This window comes from Streptomyces sp. NPDC048825 (genome assembly GCF_043198355.1).
GTDB lineage: Bacteria > Actinomycetota > Actinomycetes > Streptomycetales > Streptomycetaceae > Streptomyces > Streptomyces xiangluensis.
Genome location: NZ_JBICUR010000001.1, coordinates 978,615 through 1,004,269, shown reverse-complemented (window position 1 = coordinate 1,004,269; position 25,655 = coordinate 978,615). Strand labels below are relative to the sequence as shown.

General features: G+C 69.2%; 25 protein-coding genes, 1 tRNA gene and 1 pseudogene. 19 read left to right on the top strand and 8 right to left on the bottom strand.

What is annotated here, in order from left to right:
* Window positions 1-94: 94 nt before the first annotated feature.
* Entirely contained in the window at window positions 95-1,345 is a 1,251-nt protein-coding gene (locus tag ACGFNK_RS04665) for a PTS transporter subunit EIIC (RefSeq protein ID WP_393411909.1), read from the bottom strand.
* A gap of 473 nt (window positions 1,346-1,818) precedes the next feature.
* On the opposite strand from ACGFNK_RS04665, the gene ACGFNK_RS04660 reads away from it, so the two are divergent.
* The 4 genes from ACGFNK_RS04660 (at window position 1,819) to rdgB (ending at window position 4,347) form a co-directional block, all read left to right on the top strand.
* Window positions 1,819-2,052 carry a glucose PTS transporter subunit EIIB gene (locus tag ACGFNK_RS04660; RefSeq protein WP_393411907.1) on the top strand — a complete coding sequence of 78 codons (234 nt, stop codon included), beginning with the start codon at window positions 1,819-1,821 and terminating at the stop codon, window positions 2,050-2,052.
* A gap of 313 nt (window positions 2,053-2,365) precedes the next feature.
* Window positions 2,366-3,103, top strand: coding sequence for a ribonuclease PH (gene rph, locus ACGFNK_RS04655; protein WP_386352238.1), 738 nt, complete (start codon window positions 2,366-2,368; stop codon window positions 3,101-3,103).
* A gap of 156 nt (window positions 3,104-3,259) precedes the next feature.
* Window positions 3,260-3,664, top strand: coding sequence for a hypothetical protein (locus ACGFNK_RS04650; RefSeq protein ID WP_393411905.1), 405 nt, complete (start codon window positions 3,260-3,262; stop codon window positions 3,662-3,664).
* An 80-nt stretch (window positions 3,665-3,744) separates the two neighbouring features.
* Window positions 3,745-4,347 (top strand): RdgB/HAM1 family non-canonical purine NTP pyrophosphatase, encoded by a 603-nt coding sequence (gene rdgB, locus ACGFNK_RS04645; protein WP_393411903.1) that lies wholly within the window; start codon window positions 3,745-3,747, stop codon window positions 4,345-4,347.
* A gap of 62 nt (window positions 4,348-4,409) precedes the next feature.
* Here the strand turns inward: rdgB and ACGFNK_RS04640 are convergent.
* Both ACGFNK_RS04640 and bcp read right to left on the bottom strand, forming a co-directional pair.
* Window positions 4,410-4,493: transfer RNA gene (locus ACGFNK_RS04640), tRNA-Leu, on the bottom strand.
* Between the two features lie 44 nt (window positions 4,494-4,537).
* Window positions 4,538-5,005, bottom strand: coding sequence for a thioredoxin-dependent thiol peroxidase (gene bcp / locus ACGFNK_RS04635; RefSeq protein WP_393411901.1), 468 nt, complete (start codon window positions 5,003-5,005; stop codon window positions 4,538-4,540).
* A 134-nt stretch (window positions 5,006-5,139) separates the two neighbouring features.
* Here bcp and ACGFNK_RS04630 point away from each other — a divergent pair, with 134 nt between their 5' ends.
* Entirely contained in the window at window positions 5,140-5,520 is a 381-nt protein-coding gene (locus ACGFNK_RS04630; RefSeq protein WP_386353481.1) for a DUF3618 domain-containing protein, read from the top strand.
* Between the two features lie 82 nt (window positions 5,521-5,602).
* Window positions 5,603-5,944, top strand: coding sequence for a co-chaperone GroES (locus ACGFNK_RS04625; RefSeq protein WP_328828255.1), 342 nt, complete (start codon window positions 5,603-5,605; stop codon window positions 5,942-5,944).
* Here ACGFNK_RS04625 and ACGFNK_RS04620 read toward each other — a convergent pair whose 3' ends face one another.
* Entirely contained in the window at window positions 5,945-8,329 is a 2,385-nt protein-coding gene (locus tag ACGFNK_RS04620) for a transglycosylase domain-containing protein (protein ID WP_393412176.1), read from the bottom strand.
* 212 nt (window positions 8,330-8,541) lie between these two features.
* Here ACGFNK_RS04620 and ACGFNK_RS04615 point away from each other — a divergent pair, with 212 nt between their 5' ends.
* The 4 genes from ACGFNK_RS04615 to ACGFNK_RS04600 all read left to right on the top strand — a co-directional run bounded on the left by ACGFNK_RS04615 (window position 8,542) and on the right by ACGFNK_RS04600 (window position 12,074).
* The gene (locus tag ACGFNK_RS04615) at window positions 8,542-9,342 is read left to right on the top strand and encodes an ABC transporter permease (protein ID WP_393412174.1); all 801 of its coding nucleotides are present in this window, start codon (window positions 8,542-8,544) and stop codon (window positions 9,340-9,342) included.
* 61 nt (window positions 9,343-9,403) lie between these two features.
* Window positions 9,404-10,168: an ABC transporter permease gene (locus ACGFNK_RS04610; protein WP_393412172.1), complete on the top strand. Its 765-nt coding sequence runs from the start codon at window positions 9,404-9,406 to the stop codon at window positions 10,166-10,168.
* Between the two features lie 39 nt (window positions 10,169-10,207).
* Entirely contained in the window at window positions 10,208-11,173 is a 966-nt protein-coding gene (locus tag ACGFNK_RS04605; RefSeq protein WP_393411899.1) for an ATP-binding cassette domain-containing protein, read from the top strand.
* Between the two features lie 10 nt (window positions 11,174-11,183).
* On the top strand, window positions 11,184-12,074 hold the full coding sequence (locus ACGFNK_RS04600) for a DUF1707 domain-containing protein (protein WP_393411897.1): 891 nt from the start codon (window positions 11,184-11,186) through the stop codon (window positions 12,072-12,074).
* Between the two features lie 21 nt (window positions 12,075-12,095).
* Here ACGFNK_RS04600 and ACGFNK_RS04595 read toward each other — a convergent pair whose 3' ends face one another.
* Entirely contained in the window at window positions 12,096-13,436 is a 1,341-nt protein-coding gene (locus ACGFNK_RS04595; RefSeq protein ID WP_393411895.1) for an SGNH/GDSL hydrolase family protein, read from the bottom strand.
* A gap of 350 nt (window positions 13,437-13,786) precedes the next feature.
* Here ACGFNK_RS04595 and ACGFNK_RS04590 point away from each other — a divergent pair, with 350 nt between their 5' ends.
* Window positions 13,787-15,157 (top strand): DUF445 domain-containing protein, encoded by a 1,371-nt coding sequence (locus tag ACGFNK_RS04590; RefSeq protein ID WP_393411893.1) that lies wholly within the window; start codon window positions 13,787-13,789, stop codon window positions 15,155-15,157.
* An 87-nt stretch (window positions 15,158-15,244) separates the two neighbouring features.
* Window positions 15,245-16,317, top strand: a pseudogene (locus ACGFNK_RS04585) (MFS transporter).
* Here ACGFNK_RS04585 and ACGFNK_RS04580 read toward each other — a convergent pair.
* A complete protein-coding gene (locus ACGFNK_RS04580; RefSeq protein ID WP_393411891.1) occupies window positions 16,312-17,628 on the bottom strand; it encodes an MFS transporter in 1,317 nt (438 codons plus the stop codon). The pseudogene ACGFNK_RS04585 and the gene ACGFNK_RS04580 sit on opposite strands and share 6 nt — an antisense overlap.
* A gap of 44 nt (window positions 17,629-17,672) precedes the next feature.
* Here ACGFNK_RS04580 and ACGFNK_RS04575 point away from each other — a divergent pair, with 44 nt between their 5' ends.
* The gene (locus ACGFNK_RS04575) at window positions 17,673-18,701 is read left to right on the top strand and encodes a GlxA family transcriptional regulator (RefSeq protein WP_393411889.1); all 1,029 of its coding nucleotides are present in this window, start codon (window positions 17,673-17,675) and stop codon (window positions 18,699-18,701) included.
* Between the two features lie 62 nt (window positions 18,702-18,763).
* On the top strand, window positions 18,764-19,123 hold the full coding sequence (locus ACGFNK_RS04570; protein ID WP_393411887.1) for a VOC family protein: 360 nt from the start codon (window positions 18,764-18,766) through the stop codon (window positions 19,121-19,123).
* A 13-nt stretch (window positions 19,124-19,136) separates the two neighbouring features.
* Here the strand turns inward: ACGFNK_RS04570 and ACGFNK_RS04565 are convergent, their stop codons facing one another.
* A complete protein-coding gene (locus ACGFNK_RS04565) occupies window positions 19,137-19,730 on the bottom strand; it encodes a DUF2269 family protein (protein ID WP_393411885.1) in 594 nt (197 codons plus the stop codon).
* Between the two features lie 174 nt (window positions 19,731-19,904).
* Between ACGFNK_RS04565 and ACGFNK_RS04560 the strand changes: the two genes are divergently transcribed.
* The 5 genes from ACGFNK_RS04560 (at window position 19,905) to ACGFNK_RS04540 (ending at window position 23,816) form a co-directional block, all read left to right on the top strand.
* On the top strand, window positions 19,905-20,885 hold the full coding sequence (locus tag ACGFNK_RS04560) for a GlxA family transcriptional regulator (RefSeq protein WP_393411883.1): 981 nt from the start codon (window positions 19,905-19,907) through the stop codon (window positions 20,883-20,885).
* A 127-nt stretch (window positions 20,886-21,012) separates the two neighbouring features.
* On the top strand, window positions 21,013-21,432 hold the full coding sequence (locus tag ACGFNK_RS04555; RefSeq protein WP_393411881.1) for an Hsp20/alpha crystallin family protein: 420 nt from the start codon (window positions 21,013-21,015) through the stop codon (window positions 21,430-21,432).
* A 131-nt stretch (window positions 21,433-21,563) separates the two neighbouring features.
* Window positions 21,564-22,073: a DUF2267 domain-containing protein gene (locus ACGFNK_RS04550; protein WP_393411879.1), complete on the top strand. Its 510-nt coding sequence runs from the start codon at window positions 21,564-21,566 to the stop codon at window positions 22,071-22,073.
* A 64-nt stretch (window positions 22,074-22,137) separates the two neighbouring features.
* Window positions 22,138-23,004 (top strand): alpha/beta fold hydrolase, encoded by an 867-nt coding sequence (locus ACGFNK_RS04545; RefSeq protein WP_393411877.1) that lies wholly within the window; start codon window positions 22,138-22,140, stop codon window positions 23,002-23,004.
* The gene (locus ACGFNK_RS04540) at window positions 22,989-23,816 is read left to right on the top strand and encodes an MOSC domain-containing protein (protein ID WP_393411875.1); all 828 of its coding nucleotides are present in this window, start codon (window positions 22,989-22,991) and stop codon (window positions 23,814-23,816) included. The genes ACGFNK_RS04545 and ACGFNK_RS04540 overlap by 16 nt, the downstream gene beginning before the upstream one ends.
* Before the next feature lie 115 nt (window positions 23,817-23,931).
* On the opposite strand, the gene ACGFNK_RS04535 is transcribed toward ACGFNK_RS04540, so the two are convergent.
* Complete coding sequence (locus tag ACGFNK_RS04535; protein WP_393411873.1) at window positions 23,932-25,392, bottom strand: sodium:solute symporter; 1,461 nt, start codon at window positions 25,390-25,392, stop codon at window positions 23,932-23,934.
* Between the last annotated feature and the right edge of the window lie 263 nt (window positions 25,393-25,655).

Below are 25,655 nucleotides of genomic sequence, written 5' to 3'. Positions count from 1 at the left end.
GGCGCGTCAGCACGGCCCTGGCCCATCCGTACGGGCGTACGGAGGCCCCCTCAGCCGAGTGGCTGAGGGGGCCTTTCCGCGGGGACGGGCGGGATTACGCCTTGGTCAGGTCCTCGACCTCCTCCTCGGGCTCGCGGCCCGGGGTGGTGAGGTTGAACTTGACGATGGTGAAGCGGAAGAGGGTGTAGTAGACGGCACCGAAGACCAGGCCTATCGGGATGATCAGCCATGGCCTGGTCGCGAGATTCCAGTTCAGGACGTAGTCGATCGCGCCGGCCGAGAAGGTGAAGCCGGCGTGCACACCGAGCGCCCAGGTGATCGCCATGGACAGGGCGGTGAGCACCGCGTGGATCACGTACAGCAGCGGGGCGATGAACATGAACGCGAACTCGATCGGCTCGGTGACACCGGTGACGAAGGAGGTCAGCGCGACGGAGACCATGAGACCGGTGACGGCCTTGCGGCGCTCGGGACGGGCGGTGTGCGCGATGGCGAGGGCGGCGGCCGGCAGACCGAACATCATGATCGGGAAGAAGCCCGTCATGAACTGTCCGGCGGTCGGGTCACCGGCGAAGAAGCGGTTCAGGTCGCCGTTCACGACCTCGCCCGCGGCGTTCTGGAAGTCGCCGATCTGGAACCAGGAGACGGAGTTCACGAACTGGTGCATGCCGACCGGGATCAGCGCGCGGTTGATCAGACCGAACAGGCCCGCGCCGAAGGCACCGAGGCCCGTGATCCACGTGCCGAAGTCGGAGATGACCTCGCCGATCGGCTCCCAGACCAGCCCGAAGAAGACGCCCATGAAGGTGCCGACGAAGGCCATGAGGATCGGGACCAGACGGCGGCCGTTGAAGAAGCCGAGCCAGTCGACCAGCTTGGTGCGGTGGAACTTCTGCCACAGCACGGCGGAGAGCAGACCCATGATGATGCCGCCGAGGACACCGGGGTTGTTGTAGGTCGCGGCTATGTCCGCGCCGTCCTGGACCTTGGCCTCGGTGACCGGGAACGCCTTGAGTACGTTGCTGTAGACGAGGAATCCGACCAGCGCGGCGAGCGCGGTGGAGCCGTCCGACTTCTTGGCGAAGCCGATCGCGACGCCGATGCAGAAGAGCAGCGGCAGGTTGTCGAATACGGCGCCGCCCGCGGTCGCGAAGACGGAGGCGACCTTGGGCCAGCCGAGTCCGTCGGCGCCGAACACGTCGGCTTGGCCGAGGCGCAGCAGGATGCCCGCCGCCGGAAGCACGGCGATGGGGAGCTGCAGGCTGCGGCCGATCTTCTGCAGGCCCTGGAACAGGCCGGATCCCCACTTCTTAGCGGGGGCCGCCGTGGCTGTGGCGGTGCTCATGGTGCCTCCAATGGGCGGGCTGGTCTACACCACTCAGTGGTGTAGACCATGTTGTAGCACGGTGAAGGCCAGATAAGGAACCCGTCAATTTGTCACCTTGGAAATACCGATCAAATGGTGATGTTTGACGCAAACGCTCCTACCGCACGTGCCCGTCTGAGCACCCATCACCACCATAAGAGCGTCAACTTCCTTGCCTGTGTGGCCCCTTGAGTGGCGCTCCGGTCCGATGTCGACCGCCCCGCCCCCGGACACTTCGTCGGCATTGTGTCGAGGTCAACGGCATGTGATGCCTGTCGGTTCGTCCGATGGTTGGCCGACCGGGTTTCGCTGCCCCCGCCATGTGGTGTAGACCAGTGCCGTAAGAATGTGCTGTCGCGGACCCGCTGCACGAGATTGCGCGCGGCACGCTCCCCGCGACGAGTCGCGTCCCGGCCCCGAGAACGCGTCCTTTTTGACATCAGGGAGAACAAATGGCCACCAAGGCTGAGAAGATCGTCGCCGGGCTCGGCGGCATCGACAACATCGAAGAGGTCGAGGGCTGCATCACGCGACTGCGCACCGAGGTCGTCGATCCGGGCCTGGTCGACGATGCCGCACTGAAGGCTGCCGGCGCCCACGGCGTCGTCAAGATGGGCACGGCGATCCAGGTCGTCATCGGCACGGACGCGGACCCGATCGCGGCGGACATCGAGGACATGATGTAAGCGCCCGAACCACTCGGTGGGCTCGCCGGGATCAGCGGGCCTCGCCGGAACGGCGGGCCCGCCGGGCTTGCCCAACCGCGACGGCGGCTCACCGGATCCGCCGGGCCCACCCTGACCCGCGGAGTCCATCCAGCCCACCGAACCCGCCATCGCCTGCGGGCCGCCCCGCGGGCCGTCCCCCGCTGGCCGTCCCCGCGGGCTCACCGTCCCCTCCGGTAACGCCCGAAGTCGGCCCGCGCGCCCCGGTGAGGGACCGGGACCATCTCCGTTACCGGAGGCGGTCCCTCCACCATCTGCGGCTAGGCTCATCGCCATGTCACGAATCGACGGCCGCACGCCCGAGCAGCTCCGCCCCGTCACCATCGAGCGCGGCTGGAGCAAGCACGCCGAGGGCTCCGTCCTCATCTCCTTCGGCGACACCAAGGTCTTCTGCACCGCCTCCGTCACCGAAGGCGTCCCGCGCTGGCGCAAAGGCAGCGGCGAAGGCTGGGTCACCGCCGAGTACTCCATGCTGCCCCGCGCCACCAACACCCGCGGCGACCGCGAATCCGTACGCGGCAAGATCGGCGGCCGTACGCACGAGATCAGCCGCCTCATCGGCCGCTCCCTGCGCGCCGTCATCGACTACAAGGCGCTCGGCGAGAACACCATCGTCCTCGACTGCGACGTACTCCAGGCCGACGGCGGCACCCGCACCGCCGCCATCACCGGCGCCTACGTCGCCCTCGCCGACGCCATCTCCTGGGCCCGCGGCAAAAAGCTCATCAGGGCCAGCCGTCAGCCCCTCACCGGCACCGTCAGTGCCGTCTCCGTCGGCATCGTCGGCGGCGTACCCCTGCTCGACCTCTGCTACGAGGAAGACGTACGCGCCGACACCGACATGAACGTCGTCTGCACCGGCGACGGACGCTTCGTCGAGGTCCAGGGCACCGCGGAAGCCGAACCCTTCGCCCGCGAAGAGCTCAACTCCCTGCTCGACCTTGCCGTTTCGGGCTGCGCAGAACTCGCTGTCGCACAGCGCAAGGCGCTTGATACGGTCCTCGAAAGGTAAAGGACGCGTCAAGTCCGCACCAAGGAGGGCCGTACGCCGCTGGCAACCACGGCAGCCGTCCTCGCGTCCCTAGCAGTACAGGCGTACGGCGCACCGCCGTACGCCCGCCGTACCACACGGCCCCCCTAGGGCCTGAAGCAACGGGAGGACCGTTCCATGGCCGCGAGCCGACGCCCGCGACGTCGCAGTATCACCATCGCCGCCGCAGTGGCAGCCGTAGCGCTGACCGCCGGGCTGACCACCGGCTGCGACGCCGTCAACAAGGCGCTGGACTGCGCCAGGACCGCCGACGCCATCGCCGACAGCGTCACCGACCTCCGACAGGCCGTCGAGAACGCGGCGAACGACCCGACGCAGACCGACGAAGCGCTCAACTCCATCGAGAAGAACCTCGACAAGATCGGTGACAAGACCGAAGACACCGACGTGAACAAGGCGACCGAAGATCTTCGCGAGGCAGTGATCAACGTACGTACGGCGATCCAGAACGGCGACGAGACACCGGACGTCAGCCCGGTGACGGACGCCGCCGGCGAGCTGACGAAGGTCTGCACCTCGTAGATGATCCAGCGGTTACGGAACGGGGGGCGCCCTCAACGAGAGGAGCGCCCCCCACCGGTGACGTGACTACTGTGAGAGCCATGACCCGCCTGATCCTCGCCACCCGCAACCACGGAAAGCTCACCGAGCTCAAGGCGATCCTCGCCGCCGCCGACCTCCACTACGACCTGGTCTGCGCCGACGCCTACCCCGACGTCCCCGACGTCAAGGAAACAGGCGTCACCTTCGCCGAGAACGCCCTCCTCAAAGCCCACGCCCTCGCACAGGCCACCGGCATGCCCGCCGTCGCCGACGACTCCGGCCTCTGCGTCGACGTACTGGGCGGCGCCCCCGGCATCTTCTCCGCCCGCTGGTCCGGCTCCCACGGCGACGACCGAGCCAACCTCACCCTCCTCCTCGACCAGCTGAGCGACATCCCCGACCCACACCGAGCCGCCCACTTCGCCTGCGCCGCCGCCCTGGCCCTCCCGGACGGAACGGAACGCGTGGTCGAGGGCCGCCTGAGGGGCACCCTCCGCCACGCGCCGGTCGGCACCCACGGCTTCGGCTACGACCCGATCCTCCAGCCGGACGGGGACACGCGGACGTGCGCGGAGATGTCCCCCGAGGAGAAGAACGAGATCAGCCATCGGGGGAAGGCGTTTCGGGGGATGGTGCCGGTGTTGCGGGAGTTGTTGGGCTGAGACCCTTCAGGTGCGTACGACAAAGGGCGCGGCACCGGGATGGTGCGCGCCCTTCTCGTCTGTGCGGCCGGGGGGATTCGAACCCCCACGGGTGTTACCCCACTGGGACCTAAACCCAGCGTGACTGCCAGTTCCACCACGGCCGCCTGCCGTCCGGTCATGCTACTGGCCGGACGGCCCGCGCCGGACCTCAGATCCCCAAGTCCTTGATGATCTTCGCGACATGGCCGGCCGCCCGCACGTTGTACAGGGCGCGCTCGACCTTGCCCTCCTCGTCCACGATCACCGTGGAGCGGATGACGCCCATGTACGTCTTGCCGTAGTTCTTCTTCTCGCCGTAGGCGCCGTAGGCCTCGATGACCGTCTTGTCGGGGTCGCCGGCCAGGGTGACCTTGAGGGACTCCTTCTCACGGAACTTGGCCAGCTTTTCCGGCTTGTCGGGGGAGATGCCGATGACGTCGTAGCCGGCGGATGCCAGGACGTCGAGGTTGTCCGTGAAGTCGCAGGCCTGCTTGGTGCAGCCGGGGGTGAGGGCGGCGGGGTAGAAGTAGACGATGACCTTGCGGCCCTTGTGGCCGGCCAGGGAGACCTCGTTGCCGTCGGCGTCGGGCAGGGTGAAGGCGGGGGCGGTGTCGCCGGGCTGGAGTCGCTCGCTCATCTCGGTTCGGTCTCCTTGCGGGGTGGTGGATACGGACCCGAGCGTAATAGGGGTGCCCGGGGGGTGTCCGGTGAGCGGAGCTGACAGACTGTCGGCCAGGACAGATGACCACATACGACCATGGAGGCAGCGCGGTGTCGGATACGTCGAGCACGCCGGACATCAGAACTCCGGCGCAGATCGAGGCGGACATCAAGCGCCGTCGCGAGACCCTCGCCGAGACGCTCGACGAGATCGGCGCGCGGGTGCACCCGAAGACGATCGTCGGCGACGCCAAGGCCAAGGTCGTCTCGAACATCGACCACACCCTCGGCCGCGCCTACGTCGGCGTGAACCGCATGGTCAGCGATGTGAGGGGCCAGCTGGTGAACGAGGACGGCGCGCCGCGGCTCGAGCGCATCGTGCCGGTTGCTCTGGTGGTGGTCGGGGTCGTCGGGCTGTTCGCCGTGGGCTCCCGGCGTGGCGCCGTGGGTTCCCGGCGGGGTTCCTCGGGTTCCCGGCTCCGCAAGCGCTGACACCAGTCGGATCCCGCATGCGTACGGTCTCCGCCGACCCCGCCCGCGTACGGGCCGCGCAAAGCCAGGTAGGTTCAAGAGCGTGAGTGCGAACACCCATCACGACAAGCTGCCCATCCGGATGCTGCACGACCGTGTGCTCGTGCGGCAGGACACCACCGAGGGCGAGCGCCGTTCCGGTGGCGGCATCCTGATTCCGGCGACCGCGGCGGTGGGCCGTCGGCTCGCCTGGGCCGAGGTCGTCGCGGTCGGGCAGAACGTACGGGCCGTGGAGCCGGGCGACCGTGTCCTGTTCGACCCGGAGGACCGTGCCGAGGTAGAGGTGCGGGGCGTCCCGTACGTGCTGATGCGCGAGCGCGATCTGCATGCGGTGGCGGCGGACCGGTTCGAGGGCTCCGAGGACTCGACCGGCTTGTACCTGTAGCTATTCGGCGCTTCTGAACGTCGCGCCGCCGTCCGTCCTGCCCGACGTGAGCCCGCCGCCGTCCGTCGTGCCGCCGTCCGTCGACGTGCCTCCGTCGGTCGTGCCGCCGGTCGTGGGCTCTCCTCCTTCGGCCCCGTCTGTGGTTCCGCCGTCGGTCGACGTTCCGCCGCTCGGCTGGTCCGGGTCTGTCGGGGCCGGAGGCTCGATCGGGGTCTCCTCGCCGCCGGTGGTCGTCCCACCGTCGCTCCCGTCACCCCCGTTCCCGCCGTCCGTGCGGCCCGGCCCGCCCGGTCCGTCCCGCCCGTCCGTCGTGCCGCCGTCGTCCTCCTCGCCCCTGTCCCACGGCGGCTCCTCCCAGGGCTCCTCCGTCGGGAGTTCCTGCTCGTCCGCGCCCTCCTGGATCTGGAGGTCGAAGTCCTTGACCTCTGTGCCCTCGAGCGCGTCCTCGGTGTACTGGGCCCAGATCTGTGCCGGGTAGCCGCCGCCGTTGATGCGGTTCTGGCCGAGTGCCCCGTACAGGGGGGTGTGGGCGCCCGTCTTCGGGTTCTGGCCCATGATGGCGACGACGGTGGCGAGGTCGGGGGTGTAGCCGGCGAACCAGGCCGCCTGGTCCTCTTCCGCGGTGCCGGTCTTTCCGGCGGCGGGTCGGCCCGCGGCCTGGGCGGCGGTGCCGGTGCCGCCCTCGACGACGCCCCGCAGGACGGCTGTTGTGGTGTCGGCGGCTTCGCGGCTGACGGCCTGCCGGACGCCCGTCTCGCGGGAGGGCAGCGCGACGGCGCCCTCGGTGCCGTCCTGGTCGTCCTTGGTGATCTCGGAGACGAGTGAGTACCGGCCGTGCTTGCCGTGGTTGGCGAGCGTGGCGTACGCCTCCGCCATGTCGAGGACGCTTGCGGTGGCCGGGCCGAGGGCGATGGACGGGGAGGCCGTCAGGTCGGGGGTGGAGGAGGGGATGCCCAGGTTGAGAGCGGTCTGCCGGACGTTCTCCGGGCCGACGTCCACGGCCATCTGTGCGTACACCGCGTTGACGGACTTGTCGGTGGCTTCGCGGACCGGGATCGGGCCGTAGGAGGCCTGGTCCTCGTTCTCGGGGGCGTATGTGCCGCCTTGCCAGCCTTCCACGGGCCGCTGGTTCGTGCCGTCGTAGACGGTGTTCGGGGTGATGAGGCGGCCGTCCTGCGTGGTCGAGCCGTGCTGCACGGCGGAGGTGAACACGAAGGGCTTGAAGGTGGAGCCGACCTGGTAGTCGCGGCGGGTGGCGTTGTTGACGTACTGCTTTGTGTAGTCGATGCCGCCGTACATCGCGACGACCTTGCCGGTGGCCGGGTCGATGGAGACGCCGCCGGCACGGACGTTGCGGTCGATCTTGCGGTTCTTCTTGTCGAGCTGGTCCATCACCTGGTCGTCGACGGCTTTGACGAAGGCGTTCTGCTTGTCCTTCTGGATGGTGGTGGTGATGCGGTAGCCGCCGGTGGCGAGGGTGTCCTCGTCGATGATCTCGCTGCCGGTCAGGTAGTCCTTGACGGCCTGCACGAGATAGCCGCGCTGCCCGGACAGTCCGGCGGAGCCCTTGGCCTCCTTGGGTGTCGGGAACTTCAGTGAGGCCCGCTCCGAGGGAGTCAGCCACTTCTCCTTGACCATGCCGTCGAGTACGTAGTTCCAGCGGTCCACGACCGCCGGTTTGTTCTCGGGGTGCGCGGTCACGTCGTACGCGCTGGGGGCGTTGAGGAGCGACGCGAGGTACGCGCCCTGTGCGGCCGTGAGGTCCTTGGCGTCGATGCCGTAGTAGGCCTGGGCGGCAGCCTGGATGCCGTAGGCGTTGCGGCCGAAGAAGCTGGTGTTCAGATAGCCCTCGAAGATCTCGTCCTTGCTGACCTCGCGGTCGAGCTTGATGGCGATGAAGAACTCCTTGATCTTCCGGGTGACCGTCTGCTCCTGCGCCAGGTAGTAGTTCTTGACGTACTGCTGGGTGATCGTCGAGCCGGACTGCTTTCCCTTGCCGGTGACGGTGTTCCAGGCGGCGCGGATCATCGCCTGGGGGTCGACGGCGGACTCGGAGTAGAAGCCGCGGTCCTCGGCGGCGAGCACGGCGTGCTGGGTGTCCTTGGAGATGCGGGCGAGGGTGACGTTCTCCCGGTTGACCTCGCCGTCGCGGGCGAGCCGGCTGCCGTCCGCGTACAGGTAGACGTTGCTCTGCTTCATCGCGGACGCGTTCGCCGCGGGGATCTCGACCAGGAAGTAGCCGAGCGCGAACAGGCCGATCAGCAGGAGGAGCACGCCGACGAAGGTGCCGAGCACCATCCGCCAGGTCGGGATCAGCCGGCGCCAGCCGGTGCGTCGCCTCAGGCGCGCGGTGCTCGGCTGTTGCGGCTGCGGCTGGTCGCTCATGTCGTGCCGGACTCCCGTTTCGCGGCGTACGTTCCTGTACGCCATCTTTCGTTCCCTGTTGCCCTCTGTTGAAGACTCTCGCACCGTGCGTTCCGTTCCCTGCACGAGGCACACGCTTTGGTCACAGAAAATGCCTGGCACGGGGTACGGCGCGGGGGCTAGGCTCCTGCGCTTCGGTGTCTGGCGGGCGGGTGCGGGGGAGGGGTGTGGTTGTGGGCGCGGGGCGGTTGTACGTGGCCGTCGCGGTGGGGAGTTTCAGGCGGTACGCGACGTATCGGGTGGCCACGGCGGCGGGCGTCTTCACCAACACCGTGTTCGGGCTGATCCTCGTGTACACGTATCTGGCGCTGTGGGACGAGCGACCGGATCTGGGCGGGTACGACCAGGCGCAGGCCGTGACCTATGTGTGGCTGGGGCAGGCGCTGTTCGCGGCGCTGGCCATCCAGGGCGGAGGCTTCGAGACCGAGCTCATGGAACGCATCCGTACCGGTGAGATCGCGATCGATCTGTACCGGCCGGCCGATCTCCAACTGTGGTGGCTGGCGAGCGACTTGGGGCGATCGCTGTTCCAGCTGGCGGGGCGGGGTGTGATCCCGTTCGTCTTCGGTGCGCTGTTCTTCCCGATGGCCCTGCCGGGGGACTTCGGAACCTGGGCGGCGTTCCTGGTCGCGCTGCTGCTGGCGGCGGTCGTCAGCTTCGGGCTCCGCTATCTGGCGGCCTTGAGCGTGTTCTGGCTCATGGACGCCAGGGGCGTCACTCAGGCACTGATGGTCACGGGCATCTTCTGCTCGGGCATGACACTGCCACTGAACGCCTTCCCGGGCGGGCTCGGTGACGTGATCCAGGCGTTGCCGTGGGCCGCGCAGCTCCAGATTCCGGCGGATGTGCTGATGGGGGAGGCCGACCCGCTCGGGGCGTTCGTCTTCCAGGCGGCGTGGGCGGTGGCACTGCTGGCGGCGGGGCGGCTGTTGCAGTCGGCGGCGACGCGGCGGGTGGTGGTGCAGGGTGGGTGAGACCTCCGAGGTCGCCTCCAGGGTCACGGACGGTCTGCGGGCCTACCTGCTGATCGTCGGTATGTGGATCCGGGCCGGCATGACCTACCGCACCTCCTTCGTCATCACGGTCTTCGGCAATCTGCTGCTGTCCGGGCTGGACTTCGTCGGGATCCTGCTGATGTTCTCGCAGGTCGACTCGCTCGGCGGCTGGACGCTGCCCGAGGTGGCCTTCCTGTACGGCCTGTCCGTGACGGCGTTCGGGATCACCGACCTGCTGCTCGGTTCGAGTGAGGTCCTCGGCACCCGGATACGCGACGGGTCGTTCGACACGCTGCTCGTACGCCCCGTCCCGGTGCTCGCCCAGGTCGCCGCGGACCAGTTCCCGCTGCGCCGCTTCGGCCGGGTCGTACAGGGGTCGTTGGTGCTGGGCTGGGCGCTGTTCGCCGTCGACGTCGACTGGACCGCGCCGAAGGCGCTGCTGGTGCCGGTGATGCTGGTGAGCGGCGCGGTGATCTTCGGGGCGATCTTCGTGGCGGGCGCGGCCTTCCAGTTCCTGGCGCAGGACGCGGCCCAGGTGCAGAACGCGTTCACGTACGGCGGCACCACGATGCTGCAACGCCCCCCGACGCTGTTCGGAAAGGATCTGGTGCGCGGGGTGACCTTCGTGCTGCCGCTCGCCTTCGTCAACTGGCTGCCCGCGTCCTATGTGCTGGAGCGGCCGTATCCGCTCGACCTGCCGACGTGGGTGACGTTCATGTCGCCGCTCGTAGCCGGGGTGTGCTGTGCGCTGGCCGGTGTGGTGTGGCGGGCAGGACTTCGTTCGTACCGGAGTACAGGGAGTTAGTCAGTGACAGACGGTGTGGCACATGGTGCGGCAGACGGCGTGACAGACGATTTCATCGAGCTCGACCGCGTCGAGAAGGTCTTCGACGTACGCAAGAAGACCGGCTTCCTGCGCCGGGAGCGGCACGAGGTACGGGCGGTCGACTCGATCTCCTTCACCGTGGCGCGCGGCGAGATGGTCGGCTACATCGGGCCGAACGGTGCGGGCAAGTCGACGACGATCAAGATGCTGACGGGGATCCTCACGCCGAGCGGGGGCCGGCTGCGCGTCGCCGGTATCGATCCGTCCCGCGAGCGGAGGCGGCTCGCGCACCGCATCGGGGTGGTGTTCGGGCAGCGTACGACGCTGTGGTGGGACCTTCCGCTGATCGACTCGTACAAGCTGATGCACCGCATGTACCGCATCCCGGACGGCCGTTATCGGCAGAACCTCGACCGCCTCGTCGAACTCCTCGATCTCGGCGCGTTGTTGGACGTCCCGGTGCGGCAGCTCTCCCTCGGGCAGCGGATGCGCGGGGACATCGCGGCGGCGCTGCTGCACGATCCGGAGGTGCTCTACCTCGACGAGCCGACGATCGGCCTGGACGTGGTCTCCAAGGCGAATGTCCGCGAGTTCCTGCGGGAGGTGAACACCGAGCGCGGCACGACGGTGCTGCTGACCACGCACGATCTCCAGGACATCGAGCAGTTGTGCTCGCGGGTGATGGTCATCGACCACGGGCGCATGATGTACGACGGCCCGCTCGCCGGGCTGCACGAGATCGGCGACAGCGAGCGCACCCTGGTGGTGGACCTGGAGCGCGAACTGCCGCCCATCGAGGTCGATATGGCGCGTGTGGTGAAGGTCGAGGGGCCCCGGCAGTGGCTCGCCTTCCCGGCCTCGGCGTCGGCGGCGCCGCTCGTCGCGCGGATCGCCGCCGAGTATCCGCTGGTGGACCTCTCGGTGCGGGAACCGGACATCGAGGCCGTCATCAGCCGCATGTACGCGGAGAAGGCAACCTCGTAGGCTTCGGTATATGACCGAAGAGCTCCCCGAATTGCGGGCGTCAGACACAGACCGTGAACGAGTCGCCGAAGTGCTCAGGGACGCCCTTGCGGAGGGCCGCCTCGACATGGAGGAGTTCGAGGAACGGCTCGACGCGACGTACAAGGCGCGTACGTACGGGGAACTCGCGCCGATCACCCGCGATCTGCCTGCCGCCGGAGTGACGCCGCCTTCTCCTGTGTCGATGGTCAAGGAGCCCGCCGGGTCGGGTGACTGGGCGGGACGGATCGTCGGGGGTGAGGGTTCGTCGCAGTGGGGCGTCGCGATCATGTCGGGGTTCGAGCGCAAGGGGCGCTGGACCGTGCCGAAGCGGTTCAACTCGTTCGTGTTCTGGGGCGGCGGCGCCATTGATCTGCGTGAGGCGGACTTCGCGGACCGCGAGGTCGTCGTCAACTGCGTCGCGATCATGGGTGGCCTGGATGTGATCGTGCCGCCCGGCGTCGAGGTCGTCGTCCGCGGCATCGGGATCATGGGCGGCTTCGACCAGCGCGAGGAGGGCGTGCGCGGCGATCCCGGCGCGCCACGCGTGATCGTGACGGGCTTCGCCTTCTGGGGCGGCGTCGGCGTCAGACGCAAACTGACCAGGGCGGAGCGGCAGCGGATCAAGGAGCAGCGGCGTCAGGAGAAGCTGGAGCGGAAGGCCGGCCGCCAGGGGGAGCGGGAGGAGCTGGAGGGCAGCTCCTCCGCGCACCGGGACGCGCTGGACATGGGTCACTCCGCGACCCGGGACGCGTTGGATCAGGCCCGGTCCGTCCATCGGGACGCGATGGAGCAGCATCGGGAGCTGATGCGGGAGCATCGGGAGGAGCGGCGACGGGCTCGTCACGAGGAGCGTGACGAGCGGCGTCGCGGGCGGGACTGAAGCCTGCGGCTTCCCGAGCCCTCACAGCTCCGCCGGAGCCGACCCCTTCAGCATGTCCAGGTCGAACTTCTTCGCCATCTGCTCGTAGCCCCGGTCGCTCGGGTGCAGGTGATCGCCCGAGTCGTACAGGGGGTTGAGGCGGCGCGGGTTGTACGGGTCGCGGACCGCCTCGTCGAAGTCGACGTGGTCGTCGAAGATGTCGCCCGAGCGGATCTGGGCGTTGACGGCCTGGCGGGTGGCTTCGAGGTTGGGGCGGTAGCCGCGGTGGCCCTGGAACGGCATGAGGGTGGCGCCGATGACGCGCAGTCCGCGGGCGTGGGCCCGTTCCGTCAGCTCGCGCAGGCCGGCGGTGATCTTGTCGGCGTCGGTCTGGTGCGGGGTGCGCAGGATGTCGTTGACGCCGAGGGCGATGACGACGGCCTTGACGTTGGTGCGGCCGAGGACGTCACGGTCGAAGCGGTTCAGTCCGCTCGGGTTCCCGGCGGGGCGGCCTCCGCCGCCGGCCAGCAGGCGGTTTCCGCTGATGCCCTGGTTGACGACGCTGTAGCGGGGCCCGTCCGAGCCGCCGCGGGCGCGGTCGCGCAGCCGGTCGGCGAGGGCGTCGGTCCAGCGCCGGTTCTCGCCCATGCTGGAGGTCACGCCATCGGTGAGGGAGTCGCCGATCACGACGACCGTGCCCTCGGACTCGTTGCTCAGCACGTCCACCGCCGTCAGATAGCGCCAGGCCGGCGTCTGGGCGGCGTACGGAAGCCCGGTCACGTCCTCCGTACGGTCGCCCTCCGCGGTGTACGAGATCTGCCGAGCCGTCGGGTGGTAGGTGACCGGACCGGACGGCGTGGGCGAGTACGTGGTCACCAGGATGTCCGTGTCGTGCGGGATCAGCAGCCGTGCGGCATCGCTGACCACCTGCTGCCCGGGCGGCACGATCACCGACGGGTTGCCGCCGAAGGTCAGGCGGCGCATGGTGTCGGCGGCAGCGGCAGCGGCGGCGTTGTTCGCGGTGGCCGCCACGGCGATCGAGGCGTGCGTGATGCTGAGCGGCTGCTGCCCGTACAGGTTCGACAGGGTGACGCGTGCCGCGGTGCCCCCCACGCCCGCGTGCACGACATTGCGTACGGAACGGCCGGCCATGCCGTTCGTCTCGGTGCCCGGCTCGGCACCGGACGGGGATGTCGACCAGGTGCCGACCCAGACGCCGGTGGACGCGGGAGCCGCAGGGTTGTTGTGCGGGCCCCGGCCGCTCGCCATCGTGTCCCGGGCGGCGCCGTCGTCGAAGCCGACTCCGACGTAGATGGCCGCGGAAAGGGCCATGATCGTGGCGATGATCGCCGTCAGCAGGGCATAACCGTGGCGCTTGGTCATGCGGTGCAGGTCTCCTATGGGCAGTGGGAGCCTGAGGCTCCGATGTGATCACCTCATGATGAGGCATGGCGGGGGAGGAATCCGACAGGCCCCCCGGCCCTGTCTCGAACCCCCGAACGGAAGACGCCGGGAACTCCTGTTCCGTTCCAGGAGTCGGTCAGGAAGGGAGGACTCGTCGGAAGTCGGTCAGAAGCCGGTCGCAATCCGGCCAGGAGCCGGTCGGCAGTCGGCCGGTAGTCGGCCGGTAGTCGGTCAGGTGTTCGGCCGGGAGGGGGCGCGATCGGGAGTGACGAAAGGTAGAGGCGCAGGGAAGCGACAATGGGTAAGGGTTCTGCGAACGGGTGGAGTGGATGGAACGTACGAAAGCGGATGAAGCCGAGCGCGCCGAGCTCATAGGGCCGAGTGCCCAGCCGGTCCGCGCCACTAACGGGACCACTGACCGGACCAGCAACCGGGCCATGGGCTACTACAGCGCCGCCGACGAGGAGAAGCGCCGCGGCGTCCGCCGGATGAAGATCACGGCCACCGGCATGTTGCTCCTGGTCGCCGTCATCTACGTACTCGCCAAGTGGGCGTCCAACGCGGGCGCCGGTGCCTGGGCCGGGTATGTCGCGGCGGCGGCCGAGGCGGGCATGGTCGGCGCGCTCGCCGACTGGTTCGCCGTCACCGCCCTGTTCCGCCATCCCCTCGGCCTGCCCATCCCGCACACCGCGATCATCCCGACCAAGAAGGACCAGCTGGGCATCTCCCTGGGCGAGTTCGTCGGCGAGAACTTCCTGTCGCACGAGGTCGTACGGAAACGTCTGCGCGCCGTCGGCATCGGCAGCCGCCTCGGTGCGTGGCTCGCCGAGCCGGAGCACGCCGACCGGGTCACCGCGGAGCTGTCCACCGCGCTGCGGGGCGCTCTCGCCGTGCTGCGCGACTCCGATGTGCAGGCCATCGTCGGGGAGGCCATCAACCGGCGGGCCGACGCGGCGGAGATCGCCCCGCGTATCGGGAAGATGCTGGAGGGCATCGTCGCGCAAGGCGGCCACAAACGTGCCGTCGACCTGATCTGCGTGCGGGCCCACGACTGGCTGGTCCTGCACAACGACCAGGTGATGGACGCCGTGCAGGGCGGCGCCCCCGGCTGGACCCCGCGGTTCGTCGACAAGCGGGTCGGCGAGCGCGTCTACAAGGAGCTGCTGCGCTTCGTCACCGAGATGCGCGACATGCCCGCCCACCCGGCCCGCGGCGCCCTCGACCGCTTCCTCACCGACTTCGCCGCCGACCTGCAGTCCGACACCGACACCCGCGGACGCGTGGAGAACCTCAAGCGCGAGGTCCTCGGCCGTGGCGAGGTGCAGGACATCATCGCCTCCGCCTGGTCCTCCGTACGGCAGATGATCGTGTCCGCCGCCGAGGACGAGCGCAGCGAACTGCGGCTGCGCGTCCGGGCCTCGCTGCTGTCGCTCGGCCAGCGGATGTCCACCGAGCCGAACCTCCAGTCGAAGATCGACGGCTGGGTGGAGGACGCTGCGGTCTACGTGGTGACGACGTACCGCGACGAGATCACCTCCCTCATCACGGACACCGTCGCGGGCTGGGACCCCGAGCACACCACCAGGAAGATCGAGGCGCACATCGGCCGCGACCTCCAGTTCATCCGGATCAACGGCACGGTGGTGGGCTCGCTGGCGGGGCTGGTCATCTACACGGTGTCGCGGGCGCTGGGGGCGTAACAGGTCTGGGCACAGGCCTGTTGCCGGGGGCGTAACCCCTCGCTCGTCGGGGACCCGTCCGGGGTTCGCTCGACGAGGAGGGAGCCCATGTCCGCCACCGCGCCGCAGACCGCCAGTACCGTCACCACGGCCATCCCCGCCCGCCTCGACCGCCTGCCCTGGTCACGCTGGCACTGGATGGTCGTGATCGGCCTCGGCACGGTATGGATCCTCGACGGGCTCGAGGTCACCGTCGTCGGCAACATCGCCGGACGCCTCTCCGAGGAGGGCAGCGGATTACCGATCTCCTCCGCGCAGGTCACGGGCATCGCCGCCGCCCTCTATGTCGCCGGGGCCTGCTCGGGCGCGCTGTTCTTCGGCCGGCTCACCGACCTCTTCGGCCGCAAGAAGCTGTTCATGGTCACGCTGGCCGTCTATCTGGGCGCCACGGCCCTGACCTCGGTCTCCTTCCACTCCTGGTGGTTCTTCGCCTTCCGGTTCCTCACCGGTTTCGGCATCGGCGGCGAGTACGCGGCGATCAACTCGGCGATCGACGAGATCCCCAGGCGTTCCTCTACAACGCGATCACCTTCGGCTTCGGCGCCATCCTCACCACGTTCTTCGACGTCTCGACCTCCGACACCGGTTACTACTTCGCCGTCATCGCGGCCGGCAACTTCCTCGGCCCGCTCCTGCTCGGCAAGCTCTTCGACACCGTCGGCCGCCGGGTGATGATCTCGTCGACGTATCTGCTCTCCGGCATCCTGCTGTTCGGCACGGCCTGGCTCTTCGACCGGGGTTCGCTGAGTGCGACGACCCTGACGGCCTGCTGGTGCGCGGTGCTGTTCTTCGCCTCGGCGGGCGCGTCGAGTGCGTACCTCACGGTCTCCGAGGTCTTCCCGATGGAGACCCGCGCCATGGCCATCGCCTTCTTCTACGCCATCGGCACCGCGGCCGGCGGCATCAGCGGCCCCCTGCTCTTCGCCAAGCTGACCGAGTCGGGCGTCGTCGCCGACACCGTCCTCGCCTTCCAGACCGGCGCCGCCCTGATGTGCGCGGCGGGCCTCGTCGCGGCGGCCCTGGCGATACGCGCCGAACGCCGCTCCCTGGAGGACATCGCCCGCCCGCTGACGGCTACGACAGCGATGGCTCAGAGGACGGCGGTCCGGTACGGCTCATAGGCTGCCGGTCCGGTACGACTCCTGGACCGCGGTGGTCAGTTCGTCCTGTGCCGGACGCCTGATCGTGAGGGCCATCAGTGCGCCCGTCGCGCACAGGGCTCCCGCCGCCACCCACACGAAGTCGTACGACCCGAAGGCGTCCCGGGCCGCGCCGCCGAGGAAGGCGACCAGTCCGGCGCCCAGTTGGTGGGCGGCGTTGACCCAGCCGAAGACGACCGGTGCGTCGGAGCCGTAGTGCGCGCGGCACAGGGCGAGCGTCGGCGGGACCGTCGCCACGTCGAGCAGACCGAAGACGATGACGAACGTGACGATCGGCGGCCCCACGGTCGCGGTGAGCAGCAGTGGCAGCGCGAGGAGGGTGAGGCCGCGCAGGGCGTAGTACGTGGCGAGCAGCCGACGCGCGTCGAGGCGGTCGGTCAGTACCCCGGAGCCGACCGTCCCGGCCACGTTGAAGATCCCGATGAGCGACAGCAGCGAGGCGGCGACGGTCACCGGCATCCCGTGGTCGTGCGCGGCGGGCGCGAAGTGCGTCCACATGACGCCGTTGGTGGACGCCCCGCAGACGGCGAAGGTGGCGGCGAGAAGCCAGAAGGGCGCCGTGCGAGTGGCGCGGGCGAGGACCCGGACCGCACGCCGGGCGGCCCCCGGCACCGGCGCGGGCTTCGCCACGAACTCACTTGCCCCGTACGGAGCTTGCCCCACATCTGCCGGATGGTCCCGCAGCAGCAGCCATACGAGGGGCAGGGCGGCCGTGGCCGCCACGGCCAGGGCGAGCGCGGCGGACCGCCAGCCGTGCGCGTCGATCACCTCCGACAGCACCGGCAGGAACACGAACTGCCCCACCACACTCGCCGCCGTCAGCAGCCCCGTGACCAGCCCGCGCCGCGCCACGAACCACCGCTCGGTGACCGTCGCCGCGAACGCCGTCGCCGTGGCACCCGTGCCGAGCCCCACGAACACGCCCCAGTACAGGACGAATTGGGCGGACGCCGTCATGGTCGTGGTCAGCCCCGCGCCCGCTACGACGAGGGCGAGGGCGGTGGTCGCGACCCGCCGCATCCCGAACCGGTCCATCAGCGCGGCCGCGAACGGCGCCGTCGCCCCGTACAACGCCATGCTCACGAACGTCCCGAGCCCGATCGTGCCCCGCGACCAGCCGAACTCCTCGTGCAACGGCCCGACGAGCAGCCCCGCGAGGGTGGTGAAGGCACCGGCGGTCACGATGGCGAGGGCGGCGGCGGTCGCGACGATCCAAGGAGTGCGGTTCGGGGTCCGGGTTCGGTTCGAGGTCCTAGTCGTGTCCGTGGTCATGACGTCGACCCTCCGTTTTCGAGGGCTCCGCAACGAGTGGCCAGATGGCCATGATGTGCAAGAATCTGGCCATGGTGATGGCAGAAGGCGCAACGCACCAAGTGGCCGTCCTCGTCCGGGACGGCGTCCTGCCGATGGAGCTCGGCCTGGCCCACCAGCTGTTCGGCAACGCGACCTCACGCTCGGGTCGGCCGCTCTACACGATCCTGACCTGCGCCGTCACGCCCGGCATGATCCGTACGGACGCGGACTTCCCGATCTACGCGCCCCACGGCCCGGAGGTCCTCGCGACCGCCGACACGGTGATCGTCCCGTCGTCGCACGAGGAGGACGAGTACCTGAAGCCCGGCGGCCTGAGCGCGGAGCTGGCCGAAGCGCTGGACCGTGCTCGTGGCGCGCGTATCGCCTCCATCTGCACAGGCGCGTTCGTCCTCGCCGCGGCCGGACTCCTTGACGGCCTGCGGGCGACCACGCACTGGATGTCGACGGACCTCTTCGCGCGGACGTTCCCCGAAGTGAGCGTGGACCCCGACGTCCTGTACGTCGACGAGGACCGCGTACTGACCTCCGCGGGCGAGGCGGCCGGCATCGACCTGTGCCTGCACATGATCCGCCGGGACCACGGCGCGGCGATCGCGGCGAACGTGGCCCGCCGTACGGTCGTACCGCCGCACCGGGAGGGCGGTCAGGCGCAGTACATCCAACGCCCGGTACCGGACGGCCAGTTGACGGGCTCGACCACCTCCGCGTCACGTGCTTGGGCCCTGGCCGGCCTTGCCGACCCGCTGACCCTGCGCGAGCTGGCCGCGCGGGACGCGATGAGTGTCCGTACGTACAGCCGCCGCTTCCGCGAGGAGACCGGCCTCACGCCCATGCAGTGGCTCACCCAACGCCGCGTCGACCGGGCACGTGAACTGCTGGAACAGACCGACCACACCGTCGACCGCATCGCGGCGGAGGCGGGTTTCGGCACGGCCGCGTCGCTTCGGCAGCACTTCCACGCGGCGCTGGGGGTGTCGCCGGGCGCGTACCGGGCGACGTTCAGGGGCACAGTCGTAGGGCCTGGGCAGTAGGGCCTGGGCGGTACGGCCTGGGGCAGTAGGGCCGTGGATCTGAGAGGAGCTGATCAGGACCTATGACCGTCCGCAGGATCGTCCCCGACTTCCAGACCGACTCCGAGGAGTCGATGGCCCAAAGCCGTGATTTCTACGGCCGGTTGGGGCTTGATGAGGTCATGAACCTCGGCTGGGTCATGACTCTCGCCTCTCCCTCCAACCCCACCGCGCAGATCATCTTCATCACCGAGGAGCGCACCGCGCCGGTCGTCCCCGACCTGAGCATCGAGGTCGAGGACGTCGACGCGGTGTACGCCGAGGTACTCGCGTCGGGCGCCGAGATCGTACGAGATCTCCGCGACGAGGAGTGGGGCGTACGGCGCTTCTTCGTACGGGACCCGAACGGGCGCGTCGTGAACGTGCTCACGCAGCGCGGCTGAGTCGCCTGCCGGGTCAGGCACCCGTGGTGGAACCCGGGCGGACGATCATGAGGATGGTGACGGTCGCCCAGAGCAGGTTGAAGATGCCGGTGTACATGGCCAGTTGAGCGGTGGCGCGGGTGTCCGGGGCCGTCTTGGTGGCCGCGGCTGTCACTGTGCTCTTGCCGGTGCTGTCGTCGGCGTTCTTGCCGGTGTTCTTGCCGGTGTTCTTGTCGCCCCCGGCTGTCTCGGTGCTTTCGTCGGTGTCGGCCCCGGCGGTCTCGCCCGCCTCCGCCGCTTCGAGGAGCGCCTCCTGCCGCGGCAGAACCATGGCGATGAGGGCGGCGGCCGCGAGTGCGGTGAGGGCGATCGAGACGATCAGCCAGGCGTCGCCCAGTACGCCCATGCTGCCGGCCGTGGCGAAGCCGAAGACCGGGACGACGACGCCGACGGTGGCGTACACCCGGCAGATCCGGTGCAGCAGACGTACCGTCTCCAGCGCCCGTGGATCACCCGGCTCGGCGAGTGCCCGGCGCGCGGCGGGCGGGAACATGCTGGCGGCCACGGTGACGGGCCCGATGGCGACGATCGCGGCGATGACATGGACGGTGAGAAGGAACTTGGTCACGCACGGACGGTAGGCGGCGTACAGGATCACCGAGAAGTGGCGATATTGCCAGGGGTCAACGGATTCTCGCCATGGGCCCCGATGGGCTCTCCACCAGGTGCTTTGTATCGCCCACGCACCTTGAACAGCGACACTCCCGTTGGCCGATCTCCGTCCCCTGCCTACCCTTTCGCCATGCACACCATGGCCGTACTCGCCCTCGACCAGGTCATCCCCTTCGACCTCTCCGCGCCGATCGACACGTTCGCGCGCGCCCGGCTGCCCGACGGCCGTGACGCCTACCGCGTGCGGGTCTGCGCGCCACAGGAGGAGGTCAGCGCGGTCGCGTCGTCGGGGTCGGTGCACGCGGTCTCGTTCACGCTGCGGGCGCCGTACGGCCTTGAGGCGCTGGCCGAGGCCGACACGATCATCCTGCCCGGCACCGCCGATCCCACCGTCCCGCCGCCGCCCGGCGTACGGGAGGCGCTGCGCGAGGCCGCCGCGAACGGCACCCGTATCGCCTCCGTCTGCGTGGGCGCGTTCATCCTCGCCGCGACCGGGCTGCTGGACGGGTTGCGGGCGACCACCCACTGGCTGGCTGCCCCGCATCTGGCGGACCTGTACCCGGACGTGGAGGTCGACGCCAACGTTCTGTACGTGGACAACGGCCAGTTCCTCACCTCGGCGGGCTCCGCCGCCGCCCTCGACATGTGCCTGCACATGATCCGCAAGGACTACGGTTCGGCGGTCGCCGCGGACGCGGCCCGCCTCGCCGTCATGCCGCTCGAACGGGAAGGCGGCCAGGCCCAGTTCATCGTCCACGCGCAGCCTCCGGCCCCGGCCGGCGGCGCGCTGGAACCCCTGCTGCGCTGGATGGAGGAGAACGCCGAGCACGACCTGACCCTCGACGACATCGCCGCCCAGGCGGGCACCAGCGCCCGCACCCTCAACCGCCGCTTCCGCGAACAGACCGGCACGACACCCCTGCAGTGGCTGCACCGGGCGCGGGTCCGTCGGGCCCAGTACCTGCTGGAGAACACCACGCATCCTGTCGAGCGGATCGCCGCGCAGGCGGGTTTCGGCTCCCCGACGGCATTCCGGGACCGCTTCAAGCGGGTGGTGGGTACGAGTCCGCAGGCGTACCGGAGGGCGTTCCGGGGCGTGGCCGTGGACTGAGGGCTTGCAGGTCGGAGGGCGTTAGGCGCCCGAGACTGAGTCGGGGCTTGTCAACTTTCCTCTAGGGAGTTATATAAGAAGCCGTAGGGCATCGCACCCAGCCACCGCACGAAAGGAGTGACCCGTGATGCTCATGCGTACCGACCCCTTCCGCGAGTTCGACCGGCTCGCGCAGCAGGTCTTCAGCTCCGCTCGCCCCGTCGCGATGCAGATGGACGCCTACCGGTCCGGTGACGACTTCATCGTCCACTTCGACCTCCCAGGCATCGACCCGGAGTCGATCGACCTGGACGTCGAGCGGAACGTGCTGAACGTACGCGCCGAACGCCGTTCCCCCGCCCCCGACGGCGCGGAGGTCGTCGTCGCCGAGCGACCCACCGGTACGTTCTCCCGCCAGCTGTTCCTCGGCGAGACCCTCGACACGGAGCGCATCGACGCCTCGTACGAGGCCGGGGTCCTGACGCTGCGCATCCCCGTGGCCGAGCAGGCCAAGCCGCGCCGGATCCAGATCTCCGGCGGCGGATCCAAGAAGCAGCTGAGCAGCTGACGGCAGCTGACAGAACGCGCCGGCCGCCGTGCCGTACCGCCCCGCGGGTTCGCCCGCGGGGCGGAGCCCATGCCCTGAGACCGAGACGAAGACCGATACCAGGAGGAGTACGCGCGATGAGGGGGACGACCATGACGACGAGGCCGACGGGACCGAAGAGGACGCCGAGCACGCCGAGCACGCCGAGCACGCCGAGCACGCCGAGAACGACGACCACGACGACCACGACGACCACGACGACTACGACCAGCTGGGATCGGCTGATCGAAGCCGTACGGGAATCCGGCCAGTACACCACCGCGGCGGAAGCCGAACGCGTCACCCGTATCGTGCTGTCCGCCCTCGGCGGCCATGTGATCGGCGACGAACGCGTCGACCTGGCGCACCGCCTGCCCGAGGAGGCGGCGGGCGTCATCGCCTCCCAGATCCCGGCCACCCGGCAGCTGACCGCAGCCGAGTTCGTGGATAACGTCGCCGTCCGCATCGAGGGAGCGACCCCGGCCACGGCCCGCTGGGACGTCAGCTCCGTACTGAGCGTCCTCGCGTCGACGGTGGGCGACGACCTCGTGGTCCGCATCCTGCGCCAACTCCCGCCCGGATACGCCCTGTTGTTCGGCCGAGCGGAGCTCGCGCCTCGCTAAATCAGTTGTTGACGCGGAGAGGGCATGCGCAGACTCGTCGGGGAGCGAGTGAACGGGGGAGCGCATGCCGACACCGCAGGGCTCCGCGCCCCCGCCTCCGCGACCGGCGATGACACCCACTCCCGCCGCCGGGCATGTCACCACCCCTGACGGCACCCGCATCGCGTACAGCGACACCCAAGGCGGCTCCAGTTCGTCGTCCACACTCCTCCTCCTGCACGGCCTGGCGGGGCACATGGGGGAGTGGGACGACCTGGCGACCCGCCTTCACAGGGACGGCCAAAGGGTGGTGAGGTACGACGCCCGAGGCCACGCTGCCAGCACGCGCCGCCCCCGGGACATGACGAGAGCGTCCTGCGTCGCGGATGCGGTGGCCGTGATCGAGCACCTGTCCCTGCCCCCGGTAACGCTGGTGGGCCAATCCCTGGGCGGCCATACGGCGTTTCTCACCGCGGCGGCCCACCCGCACCTCATCGACACCCTGATCCTGATCGAGGCGGGTCCGTCCGGTCCGAGCCCCAACCTGCCGACCGAGATCGGCAGTTGGCTGGACAAGTCCCCGGTGCCCTTCGCGGACCGGGACATGATGGTGGCCGCGGTGGCGGAGCTCGCCGAGCGTTCGTACTGGGCCGAGTGGGAACAGGTCCGCTGCCCCACCTTCGTCGTACGCGGCGCACAGGGCACGATGCCGGTGTCGGAGCCGGCGGAGATGCGTACCCGACGCCCGACGTCGACGACGACCGAGACCGAGGTCATCGAGGACGCGGGGCATGACGTGCACCTGGACCAGCCCCGGCCCCTGTACGAAGCGGTGCGGGCTTTCTGGCACGGGAACGGCACGAACGACCTACGGCACGAACGACCTACGGCACGCACGACCTACGGCATGAACGACTTACGAGACAAGGGGAGCACGTGGCCAGAGTCGTAGAGCTGTTGTATTACCCCGTCAAGGGATGCGCCGGCGTCTCGGCGCAAGACGCGGTGCTGACGCCCGCGGGGCTCGCGCACGACCGGAGCTTCATGGTCACCAGCGAGGAAGGCGTGTACCGCACGCAACGGCGCTGGCCGCGGCTGGCGCTGATCCACCCCTGGATCAGCGCCGACGGAGAGCGGCTCACCCTCCACGCCCCCGGTCGCCCGTACGCGTTGGACATCGACGTCGACGCATCCGGCCCGCGCCGGGACGTGAACCTGTTCGGCGCGCCGTTCACGGGAATCGACCAGGGTGACGAAGCCGCCGCGTGGCTGTCCGAAGTCCTCGGCGCGCCGAGCCGTCTGGTACGCGTACCGCGCGAGCACGACCGAGTCACCGACGGCCGGATCCCCGGCACCTCCGGCTACGCGGACAGCAGCGCCGTCCACGTCCTGTCACGGTCCACGCTGGATCTGCTGAACCAGCGGCTGACCGAACGCGGCGGCGATGCCCTCCCCATGGACCGTTTCCGCCCGAACATCGTCATCGGCGGCTGGGACGACCCCCACACCGAGGACCGCGCCCACCGGATCACCATCGCCGATACGGAACTCGGCTACACCAAGCTCGCCATCCGCTGCGCCGTCACCACGGTCGACCAGCAAACCGGCACGAGGGCTGGCCCGGAACCCCTCCGCACCCTCGCCACCTACCGCCGAGCCCCCGACGGCGTGGCCTTCGGCACGAAGTACGCCGTGCTCCGCCCCGGCAAACTCTCCGTAGGCGACGAGGCGCACGTCACCTCGTGGGGCGAGCCGGAGCTGTAGCCGGGCGACTCCTACGCCGACTCCTTGAGGTAGAAGCGGGGGCCGACGACGGCGACGGCCAGGGCCACGGCCATGACGGCCAGGGGCACGCCGTAGAACAGCAGGACGTACATGTTCAGTTACCTCCAGGGCCGACGCCGGCCGCGCGTGCGGGCGCGGACGCCGGACGTGCCGATTCGGCCTGGGCGAGGAGCCGGTGAGCCCGAGGGTCGAGCAGGTAGGCGAGGGCGTAGACCACGATGTTGACCACCACGCCGACGATCAGCGCACTGAGACCGAACGGCTCGTGCAGCTCCCACAGCCAGACGGCCATGGCGCCGCCACCCGCGACGATCGCCGCCGTCCCCGCGATACGGCTGCGGAAACCCCACACCACACCCAGGATCAGTGGGGCGACGACAGTGGGCGCCCACAGGTTGTAGGCGAGCAGCAGTGCGTCGATGATCGACGGTGCTGAGAGAGCGAAGATCGCCGCTGCGACTCCCACCACCACCGTGATCAGACGCTGCACCACCAGCAACAGCCGGTCGCCGGCGCCGCGGTGCAGGAAGGAGACGTAGATGTCCTTGGCGAAACTGACCGCGGTGGCGTTGAGGTAGGAGTCCGCCGTCGACATGATGACGGCGAACAGGGCAGCCAGGACGAGCCCGCTCATGGCTACGGGCAGCAGCTCGGAGACGACAGTGGGCAGCGCCTGGTCGGGTTCGATGTCCGGGTACACGACGCGCGCCACCAGGCCGATGGACGCGGTGACGAAGTAGAAGCCGACCGAGAAGACCCCGGCCAGCAGAAAGCCGTACCGGGACGCCTGGGGATCCTTTGCGGCAAAAGCCCGTTGGGCGTACGGCTGTACCAGGGTCTCGCCGAGCAGGAACGAGACAAAGACCCCGATGAAGGCCAGCGGAGTCCAGCTGCCCAGGAGCGAGGTGTGGCCTTCAGGGACGTTCGCCATCAGCGCCACGGGGCCGCCCGCATGGGCCACCGCGAAGAGCAGAACGACGGGCAGGAAGACGCCGAAGATCACAAACTGCGCGACATTGGTCTTCACGACCGACCACATGCCACCGAAGGTGGCATACAGCAGCACGAAGGTCATCCCGACGAGGACGCCGGCCAGCTTCGAGGTACCGAGCAGGAGATGGAAGACCGTGCCGACGGCGAGCACTTGAGCGCCGAGAATTCCGGCGCAGACGGCGATGGACAGCAGGCCCGTCAGCAGCCGGGCGACGGGCCCATAGTGGGCGTCCATCACGTCGCCGACCGTGTGCGCTCCTTCGTAGTGGCGCAGCCGCGGCGCCACGAACTGCCCGACGAGCACCGTCTGCAGGGAGAAAGCGCAGATCGCGAACAGGAAGACATAGCCGTCACTGAAGGTACTGCTCGCCGTACCCATGACGGCCCCACCGCCGAGGAAGGACGCGGCGAGGCTGGCGAAGACCACCCCGCCGCTGATCCTGCGGCCCGCGACGGCGAAGTCATCGGAGCTGTCCCGGTTGACCGACTGCAGGCCGATCGCGATGAGGAGATAGAAGTAGATGCTGATTACGAGCCAGTCGAGCCAGTTGAGGGACGCCACTGTGCCGCGCTCCTTGCGGTGCGATGCCTTATGAGCGGGGGGCGGAGTCACAGATCGTATGGCTGGAACCGACGTGTGTCGCTGTACGAAGTGCAAGGAAATTGCCCGCCCATCGGCGTCATGCATCGTGCGATACGTACAGTTGGGGGCGCGTATTGCGTACGGCCAACTCACTATGACTCGCTACAAGTCGCCATAACCCGCCGGCGACGCTACTCAAGTGGCTCCGCCGACTACAGGGCAGTCCGTGCAGGTCAAGACGC

Bases quoted from the DNA above. Each gene is read 5' to 3' on its own strand.
- ACGFNK_RS04665 (WP_393411909.1), bottom strand. From the start codon at position 1,345: ATGAGCACCGCCACAGCCACGGCGGCCCCCGCTAAGAAGTGGGGATCC.
- ACGFNK_RS04660 (WP_393411907.1), top strand. From the start codon at position 1,819: ATGGCCACCAAGGCTGAGAAGATCGTCGCCGGGCTCGGCGGCATCGAC.
- rph (WP_386352238.1), top strand. From the start codon at position 2,366: ATGTCACGAATCGACGGCCGCACGCCCGAGCAGCTCCGCCCCGTCACC.
- ACGFNK_RS04650 (WP_393411905.1), top strand. From the start codon at position 3,260: ATGGCCGCGAGCCGACGCCCGCGACGTCGCAGTATCACCATCGCCGCC.
- rdgB (WP_393411903.1), top strand. From the start codon at position 3,745: ATGACCCGCCTGATCCTCGCCACCCGCAACCACGGAAAGCTCACCGAG.
- bcp (WP_393411901.1), bottom strand. From the start codon at position 5,005: ATGAGCGAGCGACTCCAGCCCGGCGACACCGCCCCCGCCTTCACCCTG.
- ACGFNK_RS04620 (WP_393412176.1), bottom strand. From the start codon at position 8,329: ATGAGCGACCAGCCGCAGCCGCAACAGCCGAGCACCGCGCGCCTGAGG.
- ACGFNK_RS04610 (WP_393412172.1), top strand. From the start codon at position 9,404: ATGTGGATCCGGGCCGGCATGACCTACCGCACCTCCTTCGTCATCACG.
- ACGFNK_RS04600 (WP_393411897.1), top strand. From the start codon at position 11,184: ATGACCGAAGAGCTCCCCGAATTGCGGGCGTCAGACACAGACCGTGAA.
- ACGFNK_RS04595 (WP_393411895.1), bottom strand. From the start codon at position 13,436: ATGACCAAGCGCCACGGTTATGCCCTGCTGACGGCGATCATCGCCACG.
- ACGFNK_RS04590 (WP_393411893.1), top strand. From the start codon at position 13,787: ATGGAACGTACGAAAGCGGATGAAGCCGAGCGCGCCGAGCTCATAGGG.
- ACGFNK_RS04580 (WP_393411891.1), bottom strand. From the start codon at position 17,628: ATGACCACGGACACGACTAGGACCTCGAACCGAACCCGGACCCCGAAC.
- ACGFNK_RS04575 (WP_393411889.1), top strand. From the start codon at position 17,673: ATGGCCATGATGTGCAAGAATCTGGCCATGGTGATGGCAGAAGGCGCA.
- ACGFNK_RS04570 (WP_393411887.1), top strand. From the start codon at position 18,764: ATGACCGTCCGCAGGATCGTCCCCGACTTCCAGACCGACTCCGAGGAG.
- ACGFNK_RS04560 (WP_393411883.1), top strand. From the start codon at position 19,905: ATGCACACCATGGCCGTACTCGCCCTCGACCAGGTCATCCCCTTCGAC.
- ACGFNK_RS04555 (WP_393411881.1), top strand. From the start codon at position 21,013: ATGCTCATGCGTACCGACCCCTTCCGCGAGTTCGACCGGCTCGCGCAG.
- ACGFNK_RS04550 (WP_393411879.1), top strand. From the start codon at position 21,564: ATGACGACGAGGCCGACGGGACCGAAGAGGACGCCGAGCACGCCGAGC.
- ACGFNK_RS04545 (WP_393411877.1), top strand. From the start codon at position 22,138: ATGCCGACACCGCAGGGCTCCGCGCCCCCGCCTCCGCGACCGGCGATG.